This window comes from Verminephrobacter aporrectodeae subsp. tuberculatae At4 (genome assembly GCF_000193225.1).
GTDB classification, from domain to species: Bacteria; Pseudomonadota; Gammaproteobacteria; order Burkholderiales; family Burkholderiaceae_C; genus Acidovorax; species Acidovorax aporrectodeae.
On sequence record NZ_AFAL01000882.1, the window covers coordinates 1 to 463 of the forward strand.

At 66.5% G+C, this 463-nt stretch carries 1 protein-coding gene; it reads left to right on the plus strand.

Annotated elements, in window-relative coordinates; all coding sequences use genetic code 11:
- Positions 1 to 463, plus strand: a 463-nt coding sequence (locus VTU_RS29705) for a SwmB domain-containing protein (RefSeq protein WP_040893931.1), incomplete at both ends; no start/stop codon positions are given.

Genomic DNA, 463 nt, shown 5'->3' on the forward strand with positions numbered 1-463 from the left:
CGTGACGAACAACACCCCCGCGCCGGCAGACACCACGGCCCCGCAGCTGATCACCAGCGGCGACACGACGCGCCCCAGGGTCAACGGCGACCAACTGGTACTCAGCTTTGACGACGTCAGCGACCTGGACGCGGGTCTGATCGAATCGATCCACGGGGCCTTTACGGTGCTTGTCAACGGCGTCGCGAACGCCGTCACCAACGTCACCGTCGAGGCCCAAGCCAAGACCGTCACGCTCACGCTGAGCACGGCGGTCAGCCACGGCCAGACGGTCACCGTCGCCTACGCCGACCCCACGACCGGCAACGACGCCAACGCCATACAGGACGCTGCCGGCAACGACGCGGCCAGCTTTGCGGCCACCGCGGTGACCAACAACACGCCAGCGCCAGCAGACACCACGGCCCCGGTAATCAACACCGCCACGGTCAACGGCAACCAACTGGTGCTCACATACACGGAA